At 54.4% G+C, this 26,975-nt stretch carries 22 protein-coding genes and 4 pseudogenes; 22 read left to right on the forward strand and 4 right to left on the reverse strand.

The features are described 5' to 3' along the window. The first annotated feature begins 38 nt into the window (after positions 1-38). The 6 genes from PSCS_RS12565 to PSCS_RS12590 all read left to right on the forward strand — a co-directional run bounded on the left by PSCS_RS12565 (position 39) and on the right by PSCS_RS12590 (position 4,549). Positions 39-944 (forward strand): copper resistance protein B, encoded by a 906-nt coding sequence (locus PSCS_RS12565; RefSeq protein ID WP_229694564.1) that lies wholly within the window; start codon positions 39-41, stop codon positions 942-944. Positions 945-971: 27 nt separating this feature from the next. Continuing rightward, positions 972-1,421 carry a copper resistance CopC family protein gene (locus tag PSCS_RS12570; RefSeq protein ID WP_070116100.1) on the forward strand — a complete coding sequence of 150 codons (450 nt, stop codon included), beginning with the start codon at positions 972-974 and terminating at the stop codon, positions 1,419-1,421. 1 nt (position 1,422) lies between these two features. Further along, positions 1,423-2,301, forward strand: a complete 879-nt coding sequence (locus tag PSCS_RS12575; RefSeq protein WP_068812464.1) for a copper resistance D family protein — start codon at positions 1,423-1,425, stop codon at positions 2,299-2,301. Positions 2,302-2,471: 170 nt separating this feature from the next. After that, on the forward strand, positions 2,472-3,758 hold the full coding sequence (locus PSCS_RS12580) for an APC family permease (protein WP_068812729.1): 1,287 nt from the start codon (positions 2,472-2,474) through the stop codon (positions 3,756-3,758). 29 nt (positions 3,759-3,787) lie between these two features. Continuing rightward, positions 3,788-4,015 carry a hypothetical protein gene (locus PSCS_RS16160; protein WP_068812465.1) on the forward strand — a complete coding sequence of 76 codons (228 nt, stop codon included), beginning with the start codon at positions 3,788-3,790 and terminating at the stop codon, positions 4,013-4,015. A 75-nt stretch (positions 4,016-4,090) separates the two neighbouring features. Then, positions 4,091-4,549, forward strand: a complete 459-nt coding sequence (locus tag PSCS_RS12590) for an ATPase (RefSeq protein ID WP_068812731.1) — start codon at positions 4,091-4,093, stop codon at positions 4,547-4,549. A gap of 70 nt (positions 4,550-4,619) precedes the next feature. On the opposite strand, the gene PSCS_RS12595 is transcribed toward PSCS_RS12590, so the two are convergent. After that, positions 4,620-5,903: an ATP-grasp domain-containing protein gene (locus tag PSCS_RS12595; RefSeq protein ID WP_068812466.1), complete on the reverse strand. Its 1,284-nt coding sequence runs from the start codon at positions 5,901-5,903 to the stop codon at positions 4,620-4,622. 1,266 nt (positions 5,904-7,169) lie between these two features. Next, positions 7,170-7,451 (reverse strand): DUF5676 family membrane protein, encoded by a 282-nt coding sequence (locus tag PSCS_RS12605; RefSeq protein WP_068812467.1) that lies wholly within the window; start codon positions 7,449-7,451, stop codon positions 7,170-7,172. Between the two features lie 158 nt (positions 7,452-7,609). Between PSCS_RS12605 and PSCS_RS12610 the strand changes: the two genes are divergently transcribed. The 13 genes and pseudogenes from PSCS_RS12610 (at position 7,610) to PSCS_RS12665 (ending at position 19,656) form a co-directional block, all read left to right on the forward strand. Further along, positions 7,610-8,464 (forward strand): ABC transporter ATP-binding protein, encoded by an 855-nt coding sequence (locus PSCS_RS12610; RefSeq protein ID WP_068812468.1) that lies wholly within the window; start codon positions 7,610-7,612, stop codon positions 8,462-8,464. Between the two features lie 486 nt (positions 8,465-8,950). After that, positions 8,951-9,191, forward strand: a pseudogene (locus PSCS_RS16165) (MarR family transcriptional regulator); the annotation flags it as partial. Positions 9,192-9,379: 188 nt separating this feature from the next. Continuing rightward, positions 9,380-10,735 carry an MBL fold metallo-hydrolase gene (locus PSCS_RS12620; protein WP_068812469.1) on the forward strand — a complete coding sequence of 452 codons (1,356 nt, stop codon included), beginning with the start codon at positions 9,380-9,382 and terminating at the stop codon, positions 10,733-10,735. 175 nt (positions 10,736-10,910) lie between these two features. Continuing rightward, positions 10,911-11,873 carry an HlyD family secretion protein gene (locus tag PSCS_RS12625; protein ID WP_008172531.1) on the forward strand — a complete coding sequence of 321 codons (963 nt, stop codon included), beginning with the start codon at positions 10,911-10,913 and terminating at the stop codon, positions 11,871-11,873. Positions 11,874-11,879: 6 nt separating this feature from the next. After that, entirely contained in the window at positions 11,880-13,610 is a 1,731-nt protein-coding gene (locus tag PSCS_RS12630; protein ID WP_068812470.1) for an ATP-binding cassette domain-containing protein, read from the forward strand. Beyond that, positions 13,607-14,701 (forward strand): ABC transporter permease, encoded by a 1,095-nt coding sequence (locus tag PSCS_RS12635; RefSeq protein WP_008172528.1) that lies wholly within the window; start codon positions 13,607-13,609, stop codon positions 14,699-14,701. The genes PSCS_RS12630 and PSCS_RS12635 overlap by 4 nt, the downstream gene beginning before the upstream one ends. Continuing rightward, the gene (locus PSCS_RS12640; protein ID WP_068812471.1) at positions 14,701-15,804 is read left to right on the forward strand and encodes an ABC transporter permease; all 1,104 of its coding nucleotides are present in this window, start codon (positions 14,701-14,703) and stop codon (positions 15,802-15,804) included. The genes PSCS_RS12635 and PSCS_RS12640 overlap by 1 nt, the downstream gene beginning before the upstream one ends. Positions 15,805-15,969: 165 nt before the next feature. Continuing rightward, a pseudogene (locus tag PSCS_RS16475) lies at positions 15,970-16,254 on the forward strand (hypothetical protein); the annotation flags it as partial. A gap of 23 nt (positions 16,255-16,277) precedes the next feature. Next, positions 16,278-16,904 (forward strand): annotated as a pseudogene (locus PSCS_RS12645) (APC family permease); the annotation flags it as partial. Positions 16,905-16,976: 72 nt separating this feature from the next. Then, a complete protein-coding gene (locus PSCS_RS12650) occupies positions 16,977-17,921 on the forward strand; it encodes an IS5 family transposase (RefSeq protein ID WP_068812472.1) in 945 nt (314 codons plus the stop codon). A gap of 104 nt (positions 17,922-18,025) precedes the next feature. Beyond that, positions 18,026-18,802 carry an APC family permease gene (locus PSCS_RS12655; protein ID WP_267890020.1) on the forward strand — a complete coding sequence of 259 codons (777 nt, stop codon included), beginning with the start codon at positions 18,026-18,028 and terminating at the stop codon, positions 18,800-18,802. Positions 18,803-18,829: 27 nt separating this feature from the next. Further along, the gene (locus tag PSCS_RS12660) at positions 18,830-19,057 is read left to right on the forward strand and encodes a hypothetical protein (RefSeq protein ID WP_068812734.1); all 228 of its coding nucleotides are present in this window, start codon (positions 18,830-18,832) and stop codon (positions 19,055-19,057) included. 53 nt (positions 19,058-19,110) lie between these two features. Continuing rightward, positions 19,111-19,656 (forward strand): heavy-metal-associated domain-containing protein, encoded by a 546-nt coding sequence (locus PSCS_RS12665; RefSeq protein ID WP_267890018.1) that lies wholly within the window; start codon positions 19,111-19,113, stop codon positions 19,654-19,656. Between the two features lie 39 nt (positions 19,657-19,695). Here the strand turns inward: PSCS_RS12665 and PSCS_RS12670 are convergent. After that, positions 19,696-20,730: pseudogene (locus PSCS_RS12670) on the reverse strand (IS481 family transposase). A 248-nt stretch (positions 20,731-20,978) separates the two neighbouring features. Next, positions 20,979-22,064, reverse strand: coding sequence for a DNA-binding protein (locus PSCS_RS12675; RefSeq protein WP_082866604.1), 1,086 nt, complete (start codon positions 22,062-22,064; stop codon positions 20,979-20,981). A 127-nt stretch (positions 22,065-22,191) separates the two neighbouring features. Here PSCS_RS12675 and PSCS_RS12680 point away from each other — a divergent pair, with 127 nt between their 5' ends. From PSCS_RS12680 to PSCS_RS12690, 3 genes are read left to right on the forward strand one after another with little or no spacing between them, the layout of a single operon-like run. Beyond that, the gene (locus PSCS_RS12680; RefSeq protein ID WP_068812474.1) at positions 22,192-22,686 is read left to right on the forward strand and encodes a hypothetical protein; all 495 of its coding nucleotides are present in this window, start codon (positions 22,192-22,194) and stop codon (positions 22,684-22,686) included. Further along, entirely contained in the window at positions 22,676-23,935 is a 1,260-nt protein-coding gene (locus PSCS_RS12685; RefSeq protein WP_068812475.1) for a site-specific integrase, read from the forward strand. The genes PSCS_RS12680 and PSCS_RS12685 overlap by 11 nt, the downstream gene beginning before the upstream one ends. A 7-nt stretch (positions 23,936-23,942) precedes the next feature. After that, complete coding sequence (locus tag PSCS_RS12690; protein WP_068812476.1) at positions 23,943-26,972, forward strand: Tn3 family transposase; 3,030 nt, start codon at positions 23,943-23,945, stop codon at positions 26,970-26,972. The last annotated feature ends 3 nt before the right edge of the window (positions 26,973-26,975 follow it).

The raw sequence follows: 26,975 nt of genomic DNA on the forward strand, positions 1-26,975 counted from the left end.
GCTCTAGTAGAGTCTTGATGGTTTTTGGTTCGTTGATCATGCCAGTTGCGCTTTGGGCGCAGCCGAATGACCCACATGCCGGGCATAACCTGAACCCGATGGTAGACGCCCATGCAGGGCATGCGGACTCAGAGGTGGCAACGGCTTCTTCGGAAAGTCCTGCGACTAATAATGGCGTTATGAACCACGGTCAGATGCAGATGCAAGGAGCGGAAGCACCTGCGGACGCGCGAGACCCCCATGCGTACTCCGATGGTTATTCGCTAACTGAGGGGCCCTACGCCCGACCAGGTCCACGGCAACTGAAACTGGCCGATGAGCATCAGTTCTGGTCAGTGTTGGGCGAGCGGTTGGAATATGATCCAGACAACAAGACCGCTGTGTTTGATCTTCAAGGCTGGTATGGGTCCACCTACAACAAAGCTGTTGTCAAACTAGAAGGCGAAGTCGAGGAGGGCACATTAAAGGAAAGTGAGACAGACCTGCTTTGGGCGCGTGCCCTGAATGCCTATTTCGACACACAACTGGGTGTGCGTTTCGATAACAATGATGAGGGTGAGGATCGCCAATGGCTGGCATTTGGTATCCAAGGACTCGCACCATACTGGTTCGAACTTGATGCAACGGCATATATTGCGGAAGGTGGGCGCTCAGCGCTGACCTTCGAGGCTGAATACGAACTATTGTTTACGCAGCGGTTAATTTTGCAGTCACGAGCCGAATTGACGTTTTATGGTAACGACGATTTATCGAATGGGGTGGGAAGCGGTCTTTCAACTTCTGCTTTAGGAATGCGGCTACGTTATGAGTTTTCACGTCAATTCGCGCCCTATTTCGGATTCGAGTGGACAGGGAGTTATGGTAAAACTGCTGACTACCAAAGAGCAGAGGGGGCGCCGGTGCGTGACACTCGCCTGGTGGCGGGTGTTCGGTTCTGGTTTTAACAATCAATACATTATCGGGAAATGAATATGAGAAAAGTAAACCGGTTGACAATTTTACTGTCGAGCTTGATTTTGTTGCAAACGGGTGCGTTGCGGGCCCATACAGAGCTCTCCGAAATCGTTCCAGCGGAGGGTGCCGTGATCAATATGCCGCTATCTGCATTGGAACTAAACTTTAATGCAGATGTTCGACTTTTGCGTCTGGCCCTTTTGCATGCAGGACAACACTCAATAGATATTGGATTTAATCCCACCGCCGACACGAAGCGTCAATTTGTTGTGCCACTGACAAACCTTCAACAAGGACAATACGAGGTGGAATGGACAATTATGGGGGCTGACGGCCACACGATGGACGGCAGCTCTGATTTCACCCTGACGTCGGACGCGATGTCTGCGCACGGCAATCATATGCAAAATATGCAGAGCGAGGACACATCCGATATGGGGCACTCCGAACACGGGCACGCTCACTGATATGAGCCCCTGGGATATCTGGTCCTTGGTCAGTAAATTGCTTGTCCTGGTTGGCGCAAGCACTGTTTCTGGTGGTACATTCAGTCTTTATCTGAGCCGGGATTTCGGAGACGACATCAGCGGGCGAATGCGTCGCTATATCATCCTTGGGGCAATGCTTGGAGCTGTGGCGACAATGGTGACATTTCTAACGCAGCTCGGCGCAATCAATCAAAACGGGTTGCGTGGCATGTTTGATCCTCAAATGGCTTTGATCATCGGTCAGTCACCACTCGGCTATGCCACAGGGACAAGGTTCGCCGGTTTTACGATCGCGATTGCCGCGATGCTAATGTGGCAATATCGTGAACGATCTCGGCTCTACTACCTTTACGTTGTGTTTGGCCTTAGCGCTCTGGCATCACTGTTTTTTTCGTTTACTATGATGGGGCATATCGCCGAACTTGGCATTCTTCCCCGTCTGAGCATTGTGATTCATGTTGCAGCCGCTCTTCTGTGGATAGGGTCTTTGTATCCCTTGTGGCTTTTGTGCAACGCAGATGTTTCGAGTGCAAAGTTAAAGACTGTTATGGAAAAATTTGGTCGGTTTGCCATCTATTTAGTGGCTTTGTTGCTCACTGCGGGCGTGTATTTGCTGACTCAGCTACTGTCCTCAATCGACCAATTGTTCAGTACCCCGTATGGTCAAGCCATGCTTATTAAACTACTTGCTGTGGTTGCTCTGTTGACGCTGGGCGCTTTAAATAAATTTTTTCTTGTCTCTCGTCTGTACGTAGACACTGGCAGACAAAGTCTGGCTCGCTCTATTGGGTTGGAAATGGTAATGGCGCTGGGGATACTGGCCATGACGGTCCATTTGACTACGAATGTTGGACCTTAATGCCGTCCACCGTCCACCGTGCGCAAGGGGAGGAGGCATAAATTAAATCTCGAATCCGGCCCGACAGGCTAATCCGCTAATACAGGAGAGCGTTGACCATGGAATCCGACGACAAAAATGATCGCAAATCAAGCTACGCCAAAGACAGTTTAACGTTGGGCGGCACCGTGATGCTGGGCACTGGTGTCATGATAGGTGCAGGTATCTTCGCGTTGACAGGGCAGATGGCACAAATGACGGGCGTATTGTTTCCGTTGGCATTTCTGGCTGCCGCGGTAATCGTGAGCTTCAGTTCGTATTCTTACATCAAGATATCCAATGCCTATCCGTCTGCCGGTGGCATTGGTATGTACCTGCACAAGGCATACGGGAACCGACTACCTACCGCGTTCAATGCTTTGTTAATGTACTTTTCAATGGTAATTGCGCAAAGTTTCCTGGCACGTACATTTGGCGCGTATACCATACAACTCTTTGGCGGTGATGATACTGGTCTGATGATTCCTGTGTTGGGCGTGTCTCTAATAGTTGCAGCCTTTTTGGTCAACTTGTCCGGGAATCGATGGGTTCAGGGTGTCGCCTCTTTTATCGGGATCCTGAAGATAGGCGGTATACTGATTTTCGGATTAGTGGGGGTATGGATAGCAGACAGCCTCGCTGTTGATTTCTCGAACTCAAGAGAAACAGGCACAGTCGGCAACTTTCTGGGCGCTACCGCTCTGGGTATTTTGGCTTTCAAAGGCTTCACCACGATTACCAATAGTGGCTCGGAGGTTAAGGACCCAACACGGAACGTCGGACGCGCCATAGTGATTTCCATTGCAGCCTGTGTGGTGATCTACACCCTGGTAGGCTTTGCGGTTGCGAGCAACCTCTCGCTTGCCGAGATCATTGAGACACGAGACTATTCGCTTGCCGCCGCCGCGCGGCCAGCGCTGGGTGAGTATGGCGTATGGTTCACGGTAGCCATCGCTATGATGGCCACTGCCGGGGGAATTCTGGCCAGTATATTCGCGGTGTCGCGCATGTTAGCGATGTTGACAGAAATGAAGCTTGTTCCGCATCGCCACTTTGGTATGCCCGGCAGTATACAGAAACACACACTGGTCTACACCGTAGTTTTGGGGCTGGTTTTAACTGCATTTTTCGATCTGTCCCGAATAGCTGCGCTGGGTATTGTGTTTTACCTGATCATGGACATTGCCATCCATTGGGGAGTGCTGCGTTATTTACGCGAGGATATAAATGCCAATGCTTGGGTGCCTGTTGTGGCGATTCTGCTTGATTTGCTCGCGCTTGGTGGTTTCGTCTGGGTTAAGCTGAACACGGACCCCTTCGTAATCGGGGTTGCAGTTGTTGCAATGATCGTGATTGCAGTTGCCGAGCAAATCTTTCTCAAGAGAACTTCGGAGGCACGAGATGCCGGGGGTGACGAATCTCATGAAGGTCATCACTAAAAACGAAAAATGAAATGGAGGATAGCACCATGATGGGGAATGAAATGGCGGGAAATACAATGTGGGCAGAACACTGGCTGTGGATGCTGGTAATCGCAATTGTGGCTGTGATCCCGGCGTGGCGTATATGTCAACGTACAGGGTATCCAGGTTTTTTAGGATTTTTGATACTGATACCCTTGGTGAATCTGGTTCTGTTGTACTTTCTTGCTTTTGCTCAATGGCCGGCGGAGAAAGCCCGGCGACATGATGAGTGAATAAACTGGTATCTAATCGCTGAATTAATAATGATCAGCGAACGTAACGTAATATTTATCAAGGAAACATCTGGCATGGAAATCAAAACGTTTTTCGATCTGATCGAATGGTCCCGCTCATTGCATGCGCAACTGGCGCAATGCCTGTCACACTGTGCGAAATTGCACCATGAAGAGCGCACGGCCATGCTGCTGGAGTATCTTGCGTCCTGTGAAACTGCCATGGAAAAAATGGTGGCTGGCTTTGAACATCAGGCTGATCCCAAGGCGGCAAAGACGTATGTCTACGATTACATTCCTCATAATCCGATTAAGACACATCTCGATTGTGATGATCACTACGCGAAAATGGATGCTGATGCGATCAGCGCTGAAGTCATCGATTTTCATGAGCAAGTCATTGAGTTGTACCGCACTCTGCTGCGCAAGGCAGAGATCCCAGAAGCTGCAGAGCTGATGCAACTGCTGCTCGACATGGAGGAGAATGAAACAAAGCTGCTGGTTCGGCAACTCGGACGGATGGATGATTTGTAAGCGTGATTACTGATTCTGGCAACACGACTCCCAATTAATCACGGTTTTCGGAACTTAGCAGAGCCAAGGCCTATTCAGCTGAATTTAACAGCAGCAGCGGGGCGAAACCACCCCCCGGTGTGCGGAAATTGGTTGTTTGCCCCTGATAGAGCCGCGCTGCAGCCAATAGAACGGCGCCCTTGTAGGTGTAAAGACGCACATCAACCTTGAGCATCTGCTGTTCTCCATCAACCAAAACCACTCGTTCCGAAGGAGGTACATAAGCCTGAGCGATATAATCGCTGTCAAGAATACGGGCAAATGTACCTTTGGTCAGCTTGCTGCCGCGGTAGACACCTTTGCTGCCATGACCTGCCACCGGTTTAAAAAACAATTGCTTTCGCTGCTGCCAAAGCTCATCGGCGTTGGTTGCATTCACTTGCACGGTGCGCGGTACGCCATGCTGTAGGAATTCAGAATGTTCGCGGCTTAGCCCCCAGTCGAGCAAGGTATCACGATCAGATAACAGTGCCAGGTTACGCTTGTCTGCGCGAAGCGCATGAACAAAAGGATTGGGCGTGATGACAGCGCTGCCGTCCAGCCATGCCGAGCGCAGGGCCGCCTGCTCAGGAGCTTGCAGTCCGAAATCCACAAGGCGGTTATATACCATATCGATCTGTTTGTCGCCGCTATACAGTGCGCCATCCTTATACCGGAGATCTGAGGGAGACAGTATTAATGCATCGAACCCATTGTTCCGCAACAACTGTTGTGCCAGTCTGAATTCGGGATACAGGTACTGTTCGGCTGGTTGCTCGTCCACTATGGCTATTGTTTTGGGTCGGCCGCTGCCGCGCTGTGCGCGCCATTCACTGTCGAATTGCGCAACCACGGCAGAGTCAAAGCTCTCCGCGCCTGATATGCGTGTTGATGCACCACAACATTGAATCTGGGCATGTCCCATTACGGCGTTGAGGAATGCGCCACCGGCATTGGTATTTACTTCAATAAGGCGAGGACCATCCGCTCCCAAGTGGAAATCGTAGCCCATAAATGCGCCTGATGGTCCCGAGTCGACCTGCGCGCTCTGTGGTGCCCACGATAATACACGACGACGATAGTCGGGGAGTGTGGCCACAGCTTCCAGAGCATGGACAATGCCTTTCATTTGTTCCAGTATCTGCTCACGGATAAACACTGCGGTGCTCGAGAAAAATTGCTGCCAAGCAGCGCTGGAGAGGATTTCGTCGGCGTTGTCACCCAGTTGATCGGCAATATTGTGAACGATTGCTGACTGGTCAAGTGTGACGCAAATGCAGTGCTGGTTCAACCTTTCCGCTTCTGCTCGGTCTGAAGAATTATCGATAGAGTACAAAGCCTGCTTCTCCTGGAAACTGATGCAGAGAGGTATTGTACAGCTTTTGTCGTAATCACCCCATTGTTGCGCACAAAAGTCGGTGGCTCAACTCCCTCAGCATTCAGAGTTTCAGTTTATTGCATAGTCACAATTCCAGCGGTATGCACGAGAGTGAGTTCAGTAACACTTACTTATATGGAGACCGCAAAATAGAAATTTTACTGCAAGCACTGTTGGCTAATTCAATAATGCCCCTGACGCCGATGCTGGCCGAGACCTTGCCAGGCGGACAGCGGCAAACGGGGGAATCAGGGGCAAAGCCAAGACCATCGCATGCATGATGACAGCGTAAAGGCGAGCGCATAGGTATGGAGAATGAGGAAAGACGGGATCATATTGAGTTAATGCAGGGCATGACGGAGCAGAAGATGGAAAACGCAGAGCAGGAGAGCTGCGAACACTGATCACCGCCTCTATCAGACCATGAAAGGAGCGCTAAAAAGACGAACTCGGTCATCTCATATCATAGCTGCGTTCGTTCTCCCCCTGTCTTGCGGTCAATAATCCCGCGCGATTAGCTTGGTTTGCACGGTAAGAGGGCGGTGTAACCAAGCATGTGTCGGCGCGCCAGCCACATTATCACCGGTGACAACAACAGCCACTGAAACACAGGGGTCAAACCCACGTCAAGCATCGGGATAATTGGCATAGAGTCGGCATACGTCCATCGTTCCAGTGGACCAATCGCTAGCCATTCTAGGACGACAGTGACGACGAGAGCCGTGATAATCAGGACGACCGCAGGTTTTCGATCGCCTCTGAGCAGCCATTGTCGGTTACTGCAGGTTACCGATGCCAGCCAGAAGCTGATTAAAAGAATCACGACATCACCGCCTGTGGCGCGTGTACATAACCAAACCACCGAAGCGTGGGATGCCTCTGCCATTCCGCTATACCAAGGCACCTGAAGCATTTCCCATAAGAAATGCGTCAGAAACCCGAACCCCGCTAGAGGAAGCTCTGGAAAACGGGGGATGTATCTGTGTTCCGGACCGTCGATTGCGTCCCCGAATACTCTTTTGATCATACCTTTCTCTGTTTGGTGATTCCCTTCCGGTTTACTCATTGAAGGCTTTTTTCGAAATGATCAAGTAGCTACACTTTTAACAGCAATGCGCCCGGTCTTGAAGCTCACGTGTTGCTGCCACGCGCCAGATTTAGTTGGCCAGAACAAATGCCGTTGGAACCACGACAAGGAAAAAGCATTATGGGCGTCAAAAAATTTCAATGTCTGTCTTTTGAGGACCAGAGGTACAAAGGGACAAACAAGACGGCAATATACCAACCGTACAGATAGACTTCTATCAATCCAATTAAAAATCCCGTCCACGTAAGCCATTCAAAACCAGGTAGCAACGGTGCCCACGCCTCATACATGCGCATCTGTCCCGGGGCGACTAGGCCAAAGCCAACGCACAGCAGGTAGCTGATTACCAGCAGAAGTGACAGGGTGTTGCCTAACGGGATGATACGCAAATGGATCCCAGGTGCGTTCGAACTGTTCATAGCTAGTTTCCTCTTTTCATTGTGGTGAAAAAGTGTACTCATTATTGGGTAAATGTTGTTTCAGTCATTGTTTCTTTGTCGATTCATTCACGAGCCTAGTGGTTTAATTGGCGAAGAAAGCCCTGCTTTATGGGTAGGATCTAGGACAGCGTCTAGCCATGCGCGAGCTGCCAGCCAATACCGTGGTTACGCCAGCTGAACCACAGCTTGAAGATCTGTTCGTGCTGGATAGCCGTACGGAGGTTGAAATGGACTGTGTTGAACCACCTGCTATGGGGAATGGTGAACAGGCCAGTAGATTCCCTGTAGCAGCAGCCAAACTTGATGCGGATAAAGATCGCAACGGCGTGCAAACGCAAAACCTCAGTATCCGTTTTGGCGAATTCACCGCCGTCGATCGCATTAATCTGACGATTGAGAGAGGGGAGTTGCTGGCGCTGTTGGGACCCAACGGCGCGGGCAAAACCACGTTGATCCGGGCCATCTGTGGTCTGACGGCAATTGCCGAGGGCGGGGCGGTTGTCGGTGGCGAAGCAGTGAGTTTGAAAAATCGCTATCTGCGACGGCAAATCGGCTATATGTCGCAAAAATTTTCGCTCTATCTGGATATGACGGCGGGGGAGAATCTGGCGTTTTTTGCCAACCTCTACGGATTGTCGGGCAATACCGCGCGTGCCGCCGTGGCATGGGCCAGTGCAGTAACAGGGTTGACGGTGCCTCTTCGGACCATGGTCGGGGATTTGTCCGGCGCCATCCGACAGCGGCTGGCGCTCGCTGGCAGTATTCTGCATCGGCCGGCAGTACTGTTTCTCGATGAACCGACATCCGGTATTGACCCCGCCTCGCGCTACCGCTTTTGGGAGGTCATCCGGGTATTGGCGTCACAAGGCATGACCGTGGCCGTGACCACCCATTATCTTGACGAAGCCGCTTACTGCGATCGATTGGCGCTGATGATGAACGGTCGCCTGATCGCACATGGTAGAGGGCTGGCAGACAAACGCGAAAAATAGCGCAAAAACACTCTCAACCTATTGAACTACTGATTTTTTGGTCACCCAACCTCCCGAGTACATGCCATTCTGGCCGATAAGCGGAACTTGGCCTTGTTGTCGACCCCGCATACTCTACCCGACTGGGGACTGACCTTAGCGGATGCGGATTGCCTGGAAGACGTCGTGCCGAAGACCGGGCTGGTTTCGAGTGAAGATGCTACAGCGTTGTGGAGCGCTCGGCGCCAGCTTTTTTAAGCCGGTTGCCGGTCACGGTGCAAGGGTGTCTACCAGGGCGACAATACGCTGAAGGCCTCCTGTCTCTGAAAAAGTGAGGAGTTACCTGTCTCACTGGAAGGAGAAGTTCCTTAGCTGGCCTCGGAATCCGCGTGATGTTGCATATTGATCTGGCGCAAGCCTGATCCCAGATCAATGTGTGACTTATGTTGGCCTCAATGATTAGCTTACGATTTACTGTTACTGAGTCAGCAATAGCAGGACAGCGATATGGACCCACAAATCCCTCGAGATCAGTTTCCTTTCACCAGTGCTCGGGTGGCAAGGCGCTGGCGCAAGTTTACTGGATGAGCGCTTGAAAGACCTTGGGGTTACCCAGGCTCGATGGTTCACCATGGTCTGCCTGCAGCGTGGTGGTGGAGGATTGACCCAGCGGGAGTTAGCCCATTTGATGACCATCGAGAATCCGACATTGGTCCGCCTGCTTGACAGCCTCGAGGAGCAGGGTATGGAGGCTATTCTCTGTGCTGCGGTGCACGGCATCTTTGCCGAGGCTTCGGATCAGTATCTTTTGGCTGCGGGTTTACAGTCTCTGGTGACCACCAACACCATTCCACACAGTACCAACGGTATTGATGTCAGTGAGTTGCTGGCGCCACCGATCAGGCATTTTCTCAATCAGGACAGGAGTAAGAGTCGATGAATATTACATTCCTTGGTGGCGCAGAGACGGTTACCGGATCCAAGTTCCTGATTGAAGCGGGGGAGACGCGGGTTCTGGTTGATTGTGGTTTGTTCCAGGGTTACAAGTGGCTGAGAAAGCGCAACCGGCAGCCATTGCCGCTGGATATAGAATCACTGGACGCAGTGCTTCTGACCCACGCCCACCTGGATCACTCGGGCTATATACCTGTGTTGTACAAGCAGGGGTTTCGAGGGGCGGTTTATACCCACCACGCTACCCGTGATTTGAGTGAAATACTGCTGGCTGATAGCGGCCATCTCCAGGAAGAGGAGGCGCATTACCTCGGCCGCCATAAACTGAGTAAACATGAAACTCCGGAGCCTCTGTATGACCAGGATGATGCGGACGCCTGTATGGAGTTGTTTCAGCCGGTAGACTTTTACGAAGAAGTCCAGCTCGGTGATATACGCTTCCATCTTCGGCCGGTTGGGCACATTCTCGGTGCTGCCTGCATCATTATTGAGACGGAAGGTAAACGCATCGGTTTTTCCGGCGATGTTGGGCGCCTCAACGATATTTTCATGAGGCCACCTGCGCCTCTGCCAGCTCTGGACATGCTGATGCTGGAGTCAACGTATGGCAATCGTCGCCACGACGATGCGGACCCGTTGTCGCAGTTGGCAGACATCGTTAATGAAACCGTCGACAAAGGGGGCAATATATTGATTCCGGCCTTTGCTGTGGGCAGGGCGCAGGTTTTACAGCATATGTTCACTACCCTGATGAAGGCGGGGCGAATTCCAGTGCTTCCAATTTACCTCGATAGTCCCATGGCAATCGATGTTTCCGAGATTTACTGCCGCTACGAGGATCAGCACCGATTGAGCAGTTCCGAGTGCCACGAAATGTGTAGCACCGTTCATTACAGTCGCAGTGTTCAGGACTCCAAGGCGCTGGCTGGCCAGGCATACCCCCACGTAATTATTGCCGGCAGTGGCATGGCAACAGGTGGACGCATACTTCATCATTTCAAGCGCCTCCTGGGCCAGCACCGCACAACTGTTATTTTCGCCGGCTATCAGGCCGGGGGAACACGAGGGGCCAAGATGATTGGCGGAGCGGAAAGGATCAAGATCCACGGTGACTGGTTTCCTGTCAAAGCCAGATTGGAAGTGTTGAGTGGGCTTTCCGGACATGGAGATTTCACAGAGATCGAACAGTGGCTGGCTCAAAGTGACTTAGCCCCCGAAACGCCGATCAACTTGATTCATGGAGACCCTGATGCGCTGGAGGCCATGAAGGATCACTTGCGTCAGAACACCCGGTTTGAGGTGGAGGTGGCAGGCTACCAATCCATTTTGCGTCTTTGACGATGCCCTGACGGCCATCTTCGAGGGCGACCTGAATGAGCCGCTTAAGATCCGGCAACGACCTTGCTCGCGGCTGCTGCCGTGTGCTAGAGTGGGCGATCTCATTGGCTGGAGTGAGAGGCAGTGGCCCTGAACCCGGCTCCAACCTGAACAGTAATGTCATAAGGAGTGTTTTGTGAAATCCCAATCCTGGCTCTGGTCTCTGATAGCGGTGTTGGTGCTCGCCGGCGGTTCTTATGGGGTTTTTGTACTGTTTGGGGAAGAGCCCTTGCCGCAGGGAATCGTCTATGGCAATGGCCATATCGAGGGGCGGGAAGTGCGGATCGCGGCCGAAGTGGCCGGTCGGGTCATCGAGCACCATCTCGCGGAAGGCAGCAAGGTTTCGGCTGGCGACACGGTAGCCGTGATCGACCCCGCCGATGCCAGAGACCGCCTGCGCTCGGCACAGGCCGAGCTGGCCTCGGCGCGGGAAGTCCGTGACGGCTTCGACAGCCAAATCACCACCTGGCGTCATCATCTCAAGAATGCCGAGAAACAACGGCAGCGGATCCGGGACTTGCGGTCCCGCAATCTGGCCAGCTCGAGTGATCTGGATCAGGCGGAAAATGCCGTCAGTGAGGCCCGGGGCCGACTTGAGTCTCTCCAGCGGCAGAAGGATGCCGCCGAAGAACAGGTGGCTGCAAGGGCGGCGCAGGTGGCACTGGCTGAATCGCAACTGGACAAAGCGGAGGTTGCCGCGCCGCTCTCCGGAACCATTCTGATCCGGGCGGTGGAGACGGGAGAGGTTGTCGATACCGGCCAGCCGCTGGCCACGATGGTGAATCTGCAGCAGCTCGAACTCAAGGTCTATGTCCCCGGTGATATCCTCAACCGGATCAGCTTGGGGGATCCCGCCAGAATCCGCGTGGACGGTTTGCCCGGGGACTTTTCCGCCAAAGTCGGCAGGATTGACGATTTCGCCCAGTTCACCCCCCGCGATGTCCACATGCCCGACGAGAGAGTTCGGATGGTCTATGGCGTTACCCTGGTGCTGGATAATCCGGCCGATGCTCTGAAACCGGGTATGCCGGCAGATGCCTGGATTCGCTGGGATCCGGACGCCGAGTGGCCAGCGACCCTCTCGGTTCCGGCGCGCTGAGCCGTCATGTCTTCCCCGGAACCCATCGTCGCCAAAGGCCTTGGCCGCCAATTCGGAGACAATGTTGTCATCGAGCCACTGGATGTTTCCGTTGATCGCGGCCAACGAGTGGGCATTGTCGGTGCTGATGGCGCTGGCAAGACGACGCTGTTACAGATGTTGGCTGGCATCCTGGACCCCACTGTGGGGGAATGCCGGGTCCTGGGCTTCGATACCCGTCGTGAGGCCAAGCAGGTTGCTGCCCGGATTGGCTATATGTCCCAGGGATTTACGCTTTACGATCGACTCAGCGTCAAGGAAAACCTGAGCTTTGCCGCTCGCATCCGGGATGTGCCCGACGAACTCTATCGGGAGCGTTCAGAAAGGTTGCTATCCATGTCGGGGCTTGGCCGCTTTACTGACAGGCCCGCCGCCAAACTGTCCGGTGGCATGCGGAAAAAGTTGTCGCTATGTACCAATCTGGTCCATGAACCGGAGCTGCTGATCCTTGACGAACCGGGGCTCGGCGTCGACCCCCTGTCCCGGCGCCATCTCTGGACCATGCTCGACCGCTTCCGGTCGCAGGGCCTGACCATGGTTGTGGCTACCTCCTACATGGACGAGGCGGAGCGCTGCGACAGGATACTGCTGCTGGAACAGGGCCGCGTTCTTGCGGATGGGTCGCTGGAAGAGCTGCTGAGGCCCGCCGCCGGAAGGGTGTTCACTGTAAATGCTGGAGATACCGGACGAGGCTTGCGGGAGTTGTCCGGCATCCTGGCTCAAATTGACAGCGTCCATTCAGTGCAGTGGTTGCCGGATCACCTGCGACTGGTGATGAACGCGGACATCGCTGAAAACCAGCTCGCCGAGTTATTGCCCGAGGGAACCCACCTGGCGGCGGCCGAGCCCCGGCTCGAGGATCTGTTTGTGCTGCGGACGGACAGGAGGGCCGGCGAGCAGCAGTTTCCGGAATTGGCCCGGCAAGACCGGGGAAAAGGGGAGGGATTGGCGGTAAAAGGTCTCAGCGTCCACTTCGGCCATTTCAAAGCCGTTGACCGGGTGAGTTTCGACGCCCCGTCCGGTGAGCTGCTCGCCTTGCTGGGACCCAACGGAGCGGGCAAGACGACCCTGATCAGGGCGCTGTGCGGACTTGTTACTATCGATGAGGGCAGTGCTGAGGTGGCTGGGCTGAGCTCCGGTGGGGGCAGCGCCGCATTGCGCCGACAAATCGGCTACATGTCGCAGCGATTTTCCCTCTATCTGGAATTGACTCCCCGCGAAAATCTGCGCTTCTTCGCCAATGCCTACGGCCTGGCCGGAGGCGCGGCGCGGGCTGCGATCGACTGGGCCAGGGAAGTAACGGGGCTGACAGATATTCCCGACAAGCTCACCGGTGATCTTTCAAGTGCCTTGCGCCAGCGTCTGGCGCTGGCCTGCAGCCTGCTTCACCGGCCCCGGGTCTTGTTCCTTGATGAGCCCACCTCGGGTGTCGATCCCGTCGCCCGGTACCTTTTCTGGCGGGTTATCCGTGAGCTGGCCGCCAGCGGTATGACCGTGCTGGTCACTACCCACTACCTGGAGGAAGCGGCCTATTGTGATCGTTTGGCGTTAATGCTGGACGGGCGGCTGCTTGCACACGGTAGCCGATCATCGCTGAATCATTCGCTCGGCCTCGAAGCCGTCGCCACGGTGGAGATGCTCTTCACGGCGGCCATAGAACAGGCGGGAACGGCCAATTCCCGGGCGTTGGGACCATGAAGGCTCATCGGCTTGGAGCCCTCATCGTCAAGGAAAGTCGCGAGCTGATTCGCGACCCGGTTACCATTGCGTTGGCCGTGATCATGCCGCTGATCATGCTTTTTCTGTTCGGCTATGCGGTCAATCTGGATGTGGAACAGGTTGCCGTGGGCATTTACGATCTGGACAACACGCCGGCAAGCCGCGACCTGTCAGCCCGTTTCGACAGCTCGCGGTATTTTCAATTAGAGCAGAAAACGACCGATCTCCGCGATCTGGAGTCGGCACTGCAAAGCTCGACCATCAGCATGGGCGTGGTGATTCCAGCCGGCTTGGCCCGGCAACTGCTCAGAGGCGACGAGGCGCCTGTCCAGGTGATCGTGGACGGCGGCTATCCTGTTCTGGGTCGATTGGCATCGGCCTATGCCGAGGCGGTAATCGCAAATTTCCCCGCCCCGCGTCAGAGCGCCGTCCGGGTCCAGGCCAGGGTCTGGTTCAATCCCTCCCTGCGCAGCGTCAATTTCGTCATCCCCGGGTTATTTGCCGTGATCCTGATGGCGTTCCCACCCCTGCTGACCGCCCTGGCGATCGTGCGTGAGAAAGAGACCGGTACGATTGAGCAGATCTATGCATCGCCGGTCACCTCAACCGAGTTTGTTGTCGGCAAGCTGGTGCCCTACGGTCTGGTGGCTTTCCTGGAGATTCTTATGGTCATGGTGGTGGGGTTTGCCTGGTTTCAGGTCCCCATTGCCGGCAGCCCGATACTGCTGCTGACGTCCGCTTTCGTTTATGTGCTGACCACGGTGGGTATCGGCCTGTTGGTCTCATCCCTGGTCCGTACCCAGTTGGCGGCCATGTTGATAACGCTGATTGTCACCTTGATGCCGTCGTTTTTGTTTTCCGGTTTTCTGTTCCCTCTGTTCACCATGCCTCTTGCCCTGCAACTGTATAGCTGGCTTTTCCCTGCCGGTTATTTTATGGAAATCTCCCGGGGCATCGTACTGAAATCAGCCGGCCTTGAAGCCGTTCTGCCAAATCTGATGATGTTGATCGTCTATACGGTCCTGGTATTTGTCTTCGCGGCCTGGCGAATGAAGCAGAAGGTGGCCTGATGGGAATTGCCTTATTTGGTTTGTTGCGCAAGGAGCTCGTGCAGTTCTTTCGTGACCGGTTGATACTGACCCTGATACTTTGGCTTTACACCATTGAAGTCGTCATTTGTGCCGTTGCGCTCAGTTTTGATGTAAGCCACCTGCCCCTGGCGGTGGTGGACGAGGATCGCAGCGCCTTGAGTCGCTCGTTGATCCAGAAATTTGCGGTGAGCGAAACCTTCGACCTGAAATTTCAGGAAGCTCGTGTGGCAACCGCAACCGACCATCTGGAAAAGGGTGATGCCGCTGCGGTGCTGGTTATTCCAGCCGGGTTCGAGCGCGACCTTGTCGCTGGCGTCGGCGTTCAGCTCCAGTTCCTCCAGGACGGAACCAATTCCAACATTGCCGCCAACGCCGTCAATGATGCTCTGCAGATCGTCCAGCGCCAGGAGCGCGAAGCGCTCCCTGCTGCCGGGAAGAAGGGGGTCGCGGTACCCCTGATCCGTATCTGGTATAACCCCGATCTGACAACATCGGGTTTTATCGTGTTATCGATGATTGCTCTGGCCGGTATGATGGTGGGCGTTATTCACCCGGCCGCCTCTATTGTCCGGGAAAAGGAGCGAGGCACTATCGAGCAGCTGCTGGTGACGCCCATTTCCACCCTGGAACTGTTCCTGGCCAAGGTCACACCCACGCTGATCATGGGCGTACTGTCCATTTTTCCGAGTTTGGTGATTGTCAGAGTCTTTGATGTGCCCCTTCAGGGCAGTCTGCTTTTATTTCTGGTGCTGACCGCCATCTTTTTGCTCAGTGCGATTGCGCTGGGCGTACTGATTGCCGCCTACAGCCGGACCCTTCAGCAGGCGTTGCTGCTCTCCTTTTTCGGACTTTTCCCGCTGATGTTCCTGTCGGGCAGTTTGACGCCGGTAGAAGCCATGCCGCCTTTCCTGCAAAGCCTCTCCCTGCTGAGTCCACTGCGTTATTACATGGATATCATCGTCGGTATTTTCCTCAAAGGCGCCGGCCTGGCGGTTCTCTGGGATGAGGCTCTCGCCTTGCTGGTAATCGGTGTCACGCTGTTTATTTTCTCCCTTTGGGTCTTTCGACGCCGGGTACAATGAGATCGGTTGGGTGAGTGCCTGACGTTTGTCGCTACACGGCCAAGAGGATACGGCGCATAGGCATCAGGATTACCGTGATTATTCATTTTCATCAGTAACCTGAATCAATGGGATGGACTCCTCCTCACCTCACCGGCATCTACGTGCCAAAATGGTGAGTGATTTGGCGAGAGTCAGTGGGGCGATTTCATCCATGAACTCAACCATCATCCCTGTGTTGATTTTGCCGAGCGCAAACCGAACAACCAGCTGCATGTCGTCTACGATGGAACCCATTGGTCTCTTGACGAGTTAATGGAACTGATCAAAACCCACGGAGGCGGGTTGCAGGCCGGGTGGTGGACCCAGCGGAAACTGGCGTGGTGTCGGTTTACAGACGACAATGTTCGGGCCAACGCAAAACATGATCCGTTTTGCTGTTCCAAAATCCCACCTATGAAGCGTAAATAGAAACGACAATAACCGGAGGTTGAATGAGCAGGGAGCAAGACAGAACCACTCGCTATCAGGAAGGCAGTCTCACCCTGCCAGGAACCGTCATGCTGGGTACCGGCGTCATGATAGGCGCTGGTATTTTTGCGTTGACCGGACAGATGGCACAGATGACGGGCGTTCTGTTCCCCCTGGCGTTTCTGGCGGCCGCCGTGATCGTCAGCTTCAGTGCTTATTCCTACATCAAAATTTCCGATGCGTACCCGTCTGCGGGCGGTATCGGCATGTACTTACACAAGGCCTACGGAAACCGGCTGCCGACCGCATTTAACGCCTTGCTGATGTACTTTTCCATGGTGATCGCCCAGAGTTTTCTGGCCCGCACGTTCGGCTCCTACACCATGCAGCTCTTCGGTGGCGACGAAAGCGGGCGAATGGTGCCCATTCTCGGGGTGTCACTGATCCTGGCAGCGTTTCTCATAAATCTGCTGGGTAACCGGATGATTCAGGGTGTGGCTTCCTTTATCGGCGTCCTGAAAATCGGCGGCATACTGATTTTCGGGTTGGTGGGGGTATGGGTCGCCGACTCCATATCGGTTGACTTCTCGAATCCCGGAGAGGCCGGAACTGTGGGCAACTTCCTTGGAGCAACCGCGCTCGGAATTCTAGGGAGACTCTGAATAAGTCTCAAAATCAGCGATAATACGGTCATCGTTAACTGCACAGGATTCGTTGCCACCATGGATCAGATCACCTTCTCCGAAGCCGAGTACCAGACCAAGAAGCGTAAAACCCGCCGCGAGATTTTTCTGGAACGGATGGACAAGCTGATTCCGTGGAAGCAGTTGGAGAAGAAGGTAGCCCTATATTACCCCAAGGGCCAGACTGGCCGGCCACCGTATCCGCTGCCGACCATGCTGCGAGTCCACTGCATGCAATTGTTCTATAACCTCAGTGATCCTGCCATGGAAGGCGCATTGTATGAGATCGAATCCATGCGCCAGTTCGCCGGCCTGAAGCTGGACCGATTGCCGGACGAAACCACCATTCTCAAGTTTCGTCATTTCCTGGAGCGCCATGGCCTTGGCAAGGTGTTGTTCAAAGAGGTGAACAAGCACCTGGAGAAAAATGGTTTGATGCTGCGTGAAGGCAGCATTGTGGATGCTTCCATCATTTCTGCACCAAGCTCCACGAAGAATGAAAGCGGCCAGCGCGACCCTGAGATGCGACAAACCAGAAAAGGCAACCAGTGGTACTTTGGCATGAAGATGCATATCGGCGTGGACGATACGCTCGGCTTGATCCACAGCATCGATACCACCGCTGCCAATGTCCACGACATCGTGTCCGCCGGCAACCTTCTTCACGGTGACGAGCTGCGCGTGTTCGGTGATGCCGGTTATCTTGGCATTCAAAAGCGGGATGAGCATAAAGATCGCCAAAATGTATCCTGGTTCATTGCCAAGCGCCCCGGTTCTCGTAAAAAACTGGACGACCGAAAGCTAAAGGCCGAGAAGCTCAAAGCCAGCGCCCGGGCCAAAGTGGAACACCCATTCCGGTACATCAAGCAGGTCTTTGGCTATAGCAAAGTTCGCTATCGCGGCTTGGCCAAAAACAGTAACCGATTGCACTTGCTGGCTGCGTTCAGCAACCTGCTGATGGGTGAAAAATACCTGCTGGCGTAGGGTCAGTGCGCCTGTTTTCCGCCAAAACGGCGGGAAATAGGCAAAAATCGAACAAAACAGAGGGTGATAACGCCAAAATCGCGCTTGAATGGCTTTTTTTCGAGTTGAAAAGCGATTCAGCGATAAATCAGGCGTTAATCAGACCCTCCCTAGCTTTCAAGGGCTTCACCACCATTACCAACAGCGGCTCCGAAGTAATAGACCCCAAGCGGAACGTAGGACGGGCGATCATTATTTCCATTGCAGCCTGCGTGGTGATCTATACGTTGGTTGGTTTTGCTGTTGCCAGCAACTTGTCCCTGGCCGAGATTATCGAGACACAGGACTACTCCCTTGCCGCCGCCGCCCGCCCGGCACTGGGGGAGTACGCCGTGTGGTTCACCGTTGCCATTGCCATGATGGCTACTGCCGGAGGCATTCTGGCCAGCATTTTTGCGGTCTCACGCATGCTGGACATGCTGACGGAGATGAAGCTGGTCCCCCACCGGCATTTCGGCATGCCTGGCAGCATCCAGAAGCACACCCTGGTCTACACCGTGGTCCTGGGGCTGATCCTTACGGCCTTCTTCGACCTCTCCCGAATTGCAGCACTGGGGATCGTGTTCTACCTGATCATGGATATTGCCATCCATTGGGGTGTACTTCGCTATCTACGCGAAGACGTGAAGGCCAGCGCCTGGGTGCCAGTCATGGCCATTTTGCTGGATTTGCTCGTTCTTGGGGGCTTTGTGTGGGTCAAGCTGAATACGGACCCGTTTGTCATCCGTGTTGCGGTGGCCACCATGATCGTTATTGCAGTGGCAGAGCAGATTTTTTTGAAAAAGTCCGAGAATTCCCGGCAATCGGGAGATGAGGAATCTCATGCTCATGATCACCATTAACCGGCATTCGACGTGGAGGGCAGTGCTATGATGGAAGGTAATATGTTTGGCAACACCATGTGGGCAGGGCACTGGCTGTGGATGCTGGTGATTGCCATTGTAGTTGTGATTCCGGCCTGGCGTATTTGCCAGCGTACCGGGTATCCGGGCTGGATGGGCATCCTGATACTGATTCCCATCGTCAATCTCGTATTACTTTATTTCATTGCGTTCAGTGACTGGCCAAGCAACAGAAACAATGACGGGAGATCTTGATGAACAGTACGAAAACATAGGCACCGCAAAGGCAAAGGGACCTTGAGCTGATTGTGCCGGGAATGGGGTCAGACCACTGCGCCGGCATTATCAACAAAACGATTGGCCGCTTGGACGGAATCGACCAGATAGAGACTAACATTGCCAAACATAAGGTGAGTGTTCGCTCCCTTGCGTCGGGGCCTGACGGGGAAGCCTTAAAACACGCTGTGGAGGGTGCCGGTTACGATGTGGCCTCCGTGAGGGAAGTGGGTGGCAGGACTTTCAGGGTCACGGTACCCGGAATGGGGTCCGACCATTGTGCGGGTATTATCAAGAGTACCCTTGCGCGACACGACGGCGTGCAGACGACGTCAACCAACATAGCCAATCACACAGTGAGCGTGGTGGTCGGCTCGGATGGGCCGACAGAAAATGAGCTGAAAGAGCTGATAGAGGGCGCCGGATATGATGTTGCTGCTGTCGCTCTTGAGGGAGATGCCAGTCAGGAGGAGGACTCGGCCGTTGAAGAGGCCTATCTGAAGCTTGCATTACGCAGGTTCTGGATCGCTGCGGTACCGACAACACTGATCATGTGTAGTAATTCAGACTTGATCTGACAGTTACCGGTTTTGCAGAAGGTGTCTGTCAGGTCAGGTTCAGTTTACGAACTTTTCCTTCCAGATTCTTTTTCCATCAAGCAAGGTTTCCATTGGCGTTCTGCCGCAGCATTGTTTGCCCTGATGGGTTCGTTCATTGTTGTAATAATCCAGCCAGATGTCCAGATCGGTCTGCAATTCCTCGAGCGAACCAAAGATCTTTCGACGCAGTGCAGGCTGATAAAACTCCTGCAGGATCGTCTTATGGAAGCGCTCGCAAATACCGTTGGTTTGCGGGTGGCGCGCCTTCGTGCGGGTATGCTCGATGTCATTGATCGCCATGTACAACTGATAATCATGGCTATCAGCCTTGCCACAGTACTCCGTACCGCGATCCGTTAGAATGCGTAACACAGGCAGTTCCTGCTCAGCATAGAACGGTAGCACGCGGTCGTTGAGCAGGTCGGCTGCCGTGATCGGCGTCTTGGTCGTATACAGCTTGCAGTGGGCCACTTTGGCGTAGGTATCGACATACGTTTGCTGGTACACCCGGCCCACGCCCTTGAAGGTGCCGACGTAGAATGTGTCTTGCGATCCCAGGTAGCCCGGGTGCGCTGTCTCGATCTCACCACAGGCTTCATCGTCCTGTTTCTTGCGCTCAAGAGCCTGCACTTGAGACTCGGTTAGGATGATGCCTTCCTCGGCGACTTTGGCTTCCAAGGCCTTCAGGCGCTGTTTGAAGTTGGCCAGATCATGCCGCAGCTAGATTGACCGGACACCGCTTGGCGAGACGAAGACACCACGCTTGCGCAGCTCGTTCGAGACCCGTACCTGGCCATGTGCCGGTTCTTCCACAGCATACGCGACTACCGCAGACTCAACGGTGGGGTCGACCCGGTTTTTGTGATTAGGAACACGTCGATTCTGATCTAGCAGCGATTCTACACCGCCATCATTGACAGCTTCCTTGTAACGATAGAATGTATCTCGTGACACACCCATCATCTTGCAGGCCTTCGAGATATTGCCCAATTCGTCCGCCAAATTGAGCAGACCTACCTTGTGTTTAACAATCTTGTCATTAGTATGGAGCATGAGGGTTACCTTTGGTTTCGGTTGATTTCGGGTTTAGTCACCTTCAATCAAAACCGGTAACCCTCACTTTTTCAAGGAGAGGTGTCAGATCTGGTCTGAACTAATCCACATGATGGACGACAAAAGACCGGACAACACGTCGCCCTAAACCCGCCATCCAAACCACTCGGGCTCCCCCAATGAAAAACACCTGAGACTTGAGCGACAATAGCCTTGCAGTAGGCTTTAAAACATAGTCTGGAGGAATTTCAAGAAACCCTGTTCACATCGTCGGAATTGTTGCCAGCGCTCAAGCGATCCAACAGCTCATTCTTCACGCTCAGCTCGGTTTCAAGCTGCTGCACCTTCGCTTTCAGTTGGTCGTTCACGCGCTGCTGCTTCTCAAAGGCAGCCTTTCGTTGGCGTAACGCCACGGCTTGCTGCTCTAGCCGCACCGTTTTGTCGGCCAGACGACGATTTTCGCGCTCCCGCTCGCCCAGTTGCTGAGTCAACCCATCCGACTGCTTTCGAACTTCAGTCACCTCCGTGAACAGCCGGGTGATCTCTCGGGTGGCCTGGGTCTGCTCGTCGCGTTTCACGGCCAGGGCTTGTTGCAGGTGGCGTTGCTCTTCCTGGACTTGCTGGACCTGCTGCTCATGCCGCCGCTGATCCTGCTCGCGCTGCTCTTTCACGGAACCGCGATAGTGCTCCAACGCCTGCCGGGCATGCTTGTGTTTTTCTTCGAGTGAATTCACCTGGCGTTGCTTGTCCTGAACCTGCTCAGTCAAACTTTCAATACGTTGGGCCTGTGCGCAGTTATCGCCTTCGAGTTTTGAGAGCGCCCCACGCAGCCCACGGACCTCCGCCTGTAAATCATCCCGCGCCTGAGCCAACACGGTATTTTGTGCCTGGTGTTGCCTGGTTTCAGCGGTCTGTACCGTTAAGGCTTCCTGCAGGCCGGCCACCTCGGCTTGTTGGCGCTGTTCGGCCTGCTCGATGGTCTCCTGCGCATCCTGGCGTAATTGCCGAGCCAGTTGGCCTACCAAGTCGGTTACGTGGTTGCTCAGAAGCGCTTCGTCGTCCAGACGAGTACTTTCACGCGCCTCAATCGCTCTCAGGTGGTTGCTGATGGTGGTCTTTGAGCCGGTGTTGCCCAGCTCGGTTCGTATGGCGTCGATGGAGGGGTGAACATTGCGAGCCAGAAGACGTTTACGGGCGTCCTCGACCAGGGGTTGGGTGATGCCGCCTCGGGCCATGATCGTGTCCTCATGTTTATTTCGTACTTTGGTACGTAATATGTAATTACGTACTATATACACCAGAAAGTTCGTTGGAAAGTACAGCTTTACAGGCATGTGATAATCCAGAGTTATCCATTGTGATACCCATTTCGACGACTATACTGACCAAAGCCCGGTACGATATGGCGTTGGTCAACTACCCCGGCCCGAGGCCATACGCTCACAATGAAGGAGCCCACAAGTGCACAAACAAGCCGACCCACTTGACCAAGTGTTTGCCTTTCGGGCGTTTGATTTTCGGAACCGATTTCCAGACCCATTACCGAACTTCCGTGCCGCCCTGGAATGCCTGCAAAGCGAGGACGCCTATATGCCGGATGTTGAGGCACAGATCAGGGCCTACCTCAAAGACGGCCGCTCGATTGCCATTCCAAACAGTTTCTTCTGGGTGGAGCAAAAGCCGTTTGCGTCATTGGCAGAGGCCCAAAGCTGGGTGCAGGCCCGCCAGAAACGAGCAGCCAAGGGTTCTCCGCTGGATAGGCTCGCCGGTTCACTGATCTCCAACCCCGACGATCCAACTGAAAAACAAGTGCGCGATGCGGTGACTATGACGTTCACAAAGATGGTTTCAAAGGCAGACAATGAGGCCGTGTGCGCGTCGGCAGAAAGGTGGTTAAGGGAAGCGATACGAGCACTGCCGAAGTCGAACGACGTCGGTGCGCCCAATGACGATTGATCGGTACGTTAGCGCCGCCACACGGGACAATACACGGCGCAGCTATCGGTCAGCGGTCGAGCATTTTGAGGTGACCTGGGGCGGGTTTCTGCCCGCAACAGCCGACAGCGTGGCTCGCTATCTGGCCGACCATGCCGGACGTCTTTCTGCTGCCACCCTGAAGCAGCGCCTGGCGGCGTTGGCTCGCTGGCACTGGGACCAAGGTTTTCCAGATCCGACGAGAGCTCCTTTAGTACGCACGGTTCTGAAGGGCATTCGCGAAGAGCATCCCTACCGGCAAAAACAAGCAAAGCCGCTGGCCATCCCCCAGCTCCAGCAATTGGATCAGTGGCTAGCAGGACAGATCGCAGAGGCGCGGCAGCACGATGCCCGGCGTCTCGGGACCTGGTTGCGTAACCGGGCCATGGTCTTGCTCGGATTCTGGCGCGCCTTTCGCAGTGACGAACTCTGTCGGTTAACCATTGAAGACATCACGCTGGCCCCCGGTGCCGGTATGTCCTTGTACCTGCGGAGAAGTAAGGGGGACCGTCAGGCCGAAGGTCGCCTGTACAAGGTACCCGCTCTGAGGCAGTGTTGTCCGGTCGAGGCCTGTCAGGATTGGCTGGACTTTTTGAACCAGCCCAGCGGTGCGCTATTCAGGGCGATTGATCGTTGGGGAAATATTTCCAATACTTCATTGCACCCGAACAGCATCGTGCCGTTGCTACGTCAGCTACTGTCTGACGCAGACATTGACGCAGCACAAGCGTTCAGCAGCCATTCGCTGCGACGCGGTTTTGCCACTTGGGCCAGTGCTTCCGGCTGGGAAATCAAAGCGCTGATGGAGTACGTCGGTTGGCAGGATACCCAGACCGCCTTGCGATACATTGAAGCTAAATCGCCGTTCGAGCAGGCCCTGATGCAAATTCCAACCGAAGTGGCGTCTGCTGCCGGTCAGCCGCGCTTGGCGAGCGTATCCGAGCCAAGTTACCGGGCATTAACCGTTCAGCTCACCCTGGAGCCGCAACGTCCTCGCAGCCGGAAACACCATCAGGCCCGCACGGTAATCGAAGCCCACTGCCTGAAACCGTTCGAGATGGAACAGCAGAACAATGGGGACTACCGCATTGAGGTGCCTGCAACGTCGGATGAGCAGCTGGACGAAATGATGGACGACTTGATCGATGAGATACACCGCATTGCGTCCGATAAAGCCTGCTGGGTGGAGACACTGATCAAGGACCCGGCCACCGGGCAAGCATGGGATTGAGCCGGTTATGAGTGCTATTCAGGAAACAGCCTATCCACGGTTTCGGACGGATATCTCGCAACAGGAACTTGATGCAGTATACACGCCCACGTCCGGCGAACAGCACTGGGCTCGTCGGCGCACCCGGCCGATCCTGGAGCGCTTCTTTTTACTGCTTCACCTGAAGGCGTATCAGAAACAAGGGTTCTTTTCCTCGTCGGTCGATTTGCCGGGCGATTTGCGTCGTCACATTGCGCAGTGCCTTGGTCTCGACAAGCAGCCGACCAAAGCCCAACGACAACAGTATGATCGTTCTGCCACCCGTAAACGCCATATCCCGTGGATTCGAACTTATGTGGGCAGCCGGACTCTGGACGAGGCGGCTCATGCTTGGCTGTCCAGTCAGGCCATAAAAGCCGCCGAGTCCCGCGAGGTGTTGGCCGATATCATCAATATTCTTCTGGAAGAATTGGTACGTCACCGTTTCGAGATCCCCGGCTTCACGGTGTTATTGAGGCTCGCCAAGGATTCCCGGGCTATCGTCAATGACCGCTGTTACCGATCCATCGTCAGCGAACTCAACGACGAAACAAAGGCACTGGTCAATGACTTGCTGATATCACCACCAGGAATCGAGATCAGCGGCTGGCAACGTCTGAAGCGTGAGATTCGCAAGCCGACGAATAAAGAGATCCGGTCCTACCTGCAACACCTCAAGTGGCTGAAGGATATCGTCGAACAATTGCCGGGCGTCAAATCAATTCCCGTGACCAAGCGGCGACAGTTCGCCCACGAAGCACGAGCGTTGGATGTGGCCAAAATGGCTCGAATCCCTGCGCGTAAACGCTATGCCCTGGCGGTGATTCTGATCCGGCAACAGTATGCCCAATCGCTGGACGACAACGCTGAGCTCTTGATCAAGCTGATGAGGCAGCTGGAAAACACCGCCCAGCAAAATCTCCTGGCCTATCAAATGGAGCAGACCCAGCGCACCGATCGACTGGTGTCGCGCTTTAAAGACGTGTTGACTGCCATGGAGGCCGAGCCGAACCCGTGGCAATCGCTTCAAGCCGTTGTCGGAGACAAGCGCCAGGAGTGGCTGGACGAATGCGAGGAGCATCTGGCCTACGCGGGCAATAACTACCTGCCTTTCATGTTGCGACCGTTTCGAACCAAGCGAAGCCTGCTGTACAACTGCCTGGAAATACTCACGTTTCAAAGCACCTCCAGCGACTTGCTGTCGATTCAACTGATCGAGTTACTCCGGAACACCCGTTCATTGAAAGCCGAGACGCTGGATTTGCGGGTCCATGCGCCGGATCTGGTCGAAAGCATCCAACAGACCAAGTGGACGCTCGAAAAGTGGCGCCGTCTGATTTTCATCCGGCCGGACAGTCTGACGGTTCACCGCAAATATCTTGAATTGGCCGTTTTTAACCTGGTGAAGCAGGAGCTGAAGTCGGCCGATATTGCGGTCGTTCACGGGGATCGTTTCGATGACCATCGCGATCAACTGGTGAGTTGGTCGGTTTACGAGCAGGAAATTGACCAGTACGGGCTGGAAGTGGAGCTTCCCATCGAACCGAAGGCTCTCAGCCGCCATCTCAAGGATCAATTGACTCAGGTGAGCCGCTCGGTGGACTCCGCCTTCCCGGACAACACACACGCCGCGATTGAAGACGGTCGCATCGTAATCAAACGCAACCAGAAACAGGGGCTACCGACCAATTGGCAGGCGCTCGATGACGACATCACGCGTCGGCTTGGCACCCGCAGCATCGTCGACGTTCTGGTCGATGCGGAGCGCTGGCTTGGGTTACATCGGGAATTCGGGCCGCTGTCAGGCTATGAGGGGCGCGTGGAAAACCCCCGGTTGCGGTTCATCGCTACGCTTTTTTGCTACGGCTGCAATCTGGGTCCCTCCCAGACGGCCGACTCCATCAAGCAACTAAACCGTCGCCAGGTGGCCTGGCTCAATCTCAATCACGTCACTGAAGACAGGCTAGACCGCGCTATCGTCAAAATCATCAACGCGTACAAGAAGTACGAACTGCCCGGATACTGGGGTACAGGTCGGCGGGCCGCCGCTGACGGCACCAAATGGAATCTTTACGAGCAAAACCTGCTCAGCGAATACCACATTCGCTATGGCGGCTACGGTGGCATCGGTTACTACCACGTCTCCGACACCTATATCGCACTGTTCAGCCATTTCATCCCCTGTGGCGTTCACGAGGCGGTGTACATCCTCGACGGACTGCTTGAGAACCAGAGCGATATCCAGCCGGATACCTTGCACGGTGATACGCAGGCCCAAAGCTATCCCGTTTTCGGGCTCGCGTATCTACTGGGGATCAAGCTGATGCCGCGTATCCGGAATATCAAGGATCTGAACTTCTACCGGCCCGACAGGCGATTCCGTTACGCGCATATCGAAGAACTGTTCAACGGCCATATAGACTGGGCACGAATTGAACGACACCTCCCGGATATGTTGCGTGTGGCCGTATCCATCAAGCTCGGTAAAATTACCGCATCCACGATCCTGAGACGGCTGGGAACCTACAGCCGCAAGAACAAGCTGTATTTCGCCTTCCGGGAGCTGGGCAAGGTTGTTCGGACCGGCTTCCTGTTGAATTACATCGACGATGTGGAATTGCGTCAGACCATTCACGCCGCAACCAATAAGAACGAGCAGTTTAACGGGTTTGCAAAATGGAGTTTTTTTGGTGGCGAGGGCATCATTGCGGCCAACCTCCGGCATGAACAGCAAAAGGTGGTGAAGTACAACCACCTGGTGGCGAATATGCTGATCTTACACAACGTCGAAGCCCTCAGCCGGGTGTTGCGCGATATGGCAGCGGAAGGGATCGCCATCACCGAAGATGTCCTGAAAACGCTCTCGCCGTACCGAACCCGTCATATCAATCGTTTTGGAGATTACACATTGGACTTTAGACGTCCGGTAGGGCAGCAGTTGTTTGATTTGAAACTTGCTGAGCTTACCTCTCAAAGAACGTCCGGTGATCAGGTGAACCCCAAATATGAGCCGAAATAGAAA

It is taken from the genome of Pseudohongiella nitratireducens (genome assembly GCF_001642735.1).
Classification (GTDB): Bacteria; Pseudomonadota; Gammaproteobacteria; order Pseudomonadales; family Pseudohongiellaceae; genus Pseudohongiella; species Pseudohongiella nitratireducens.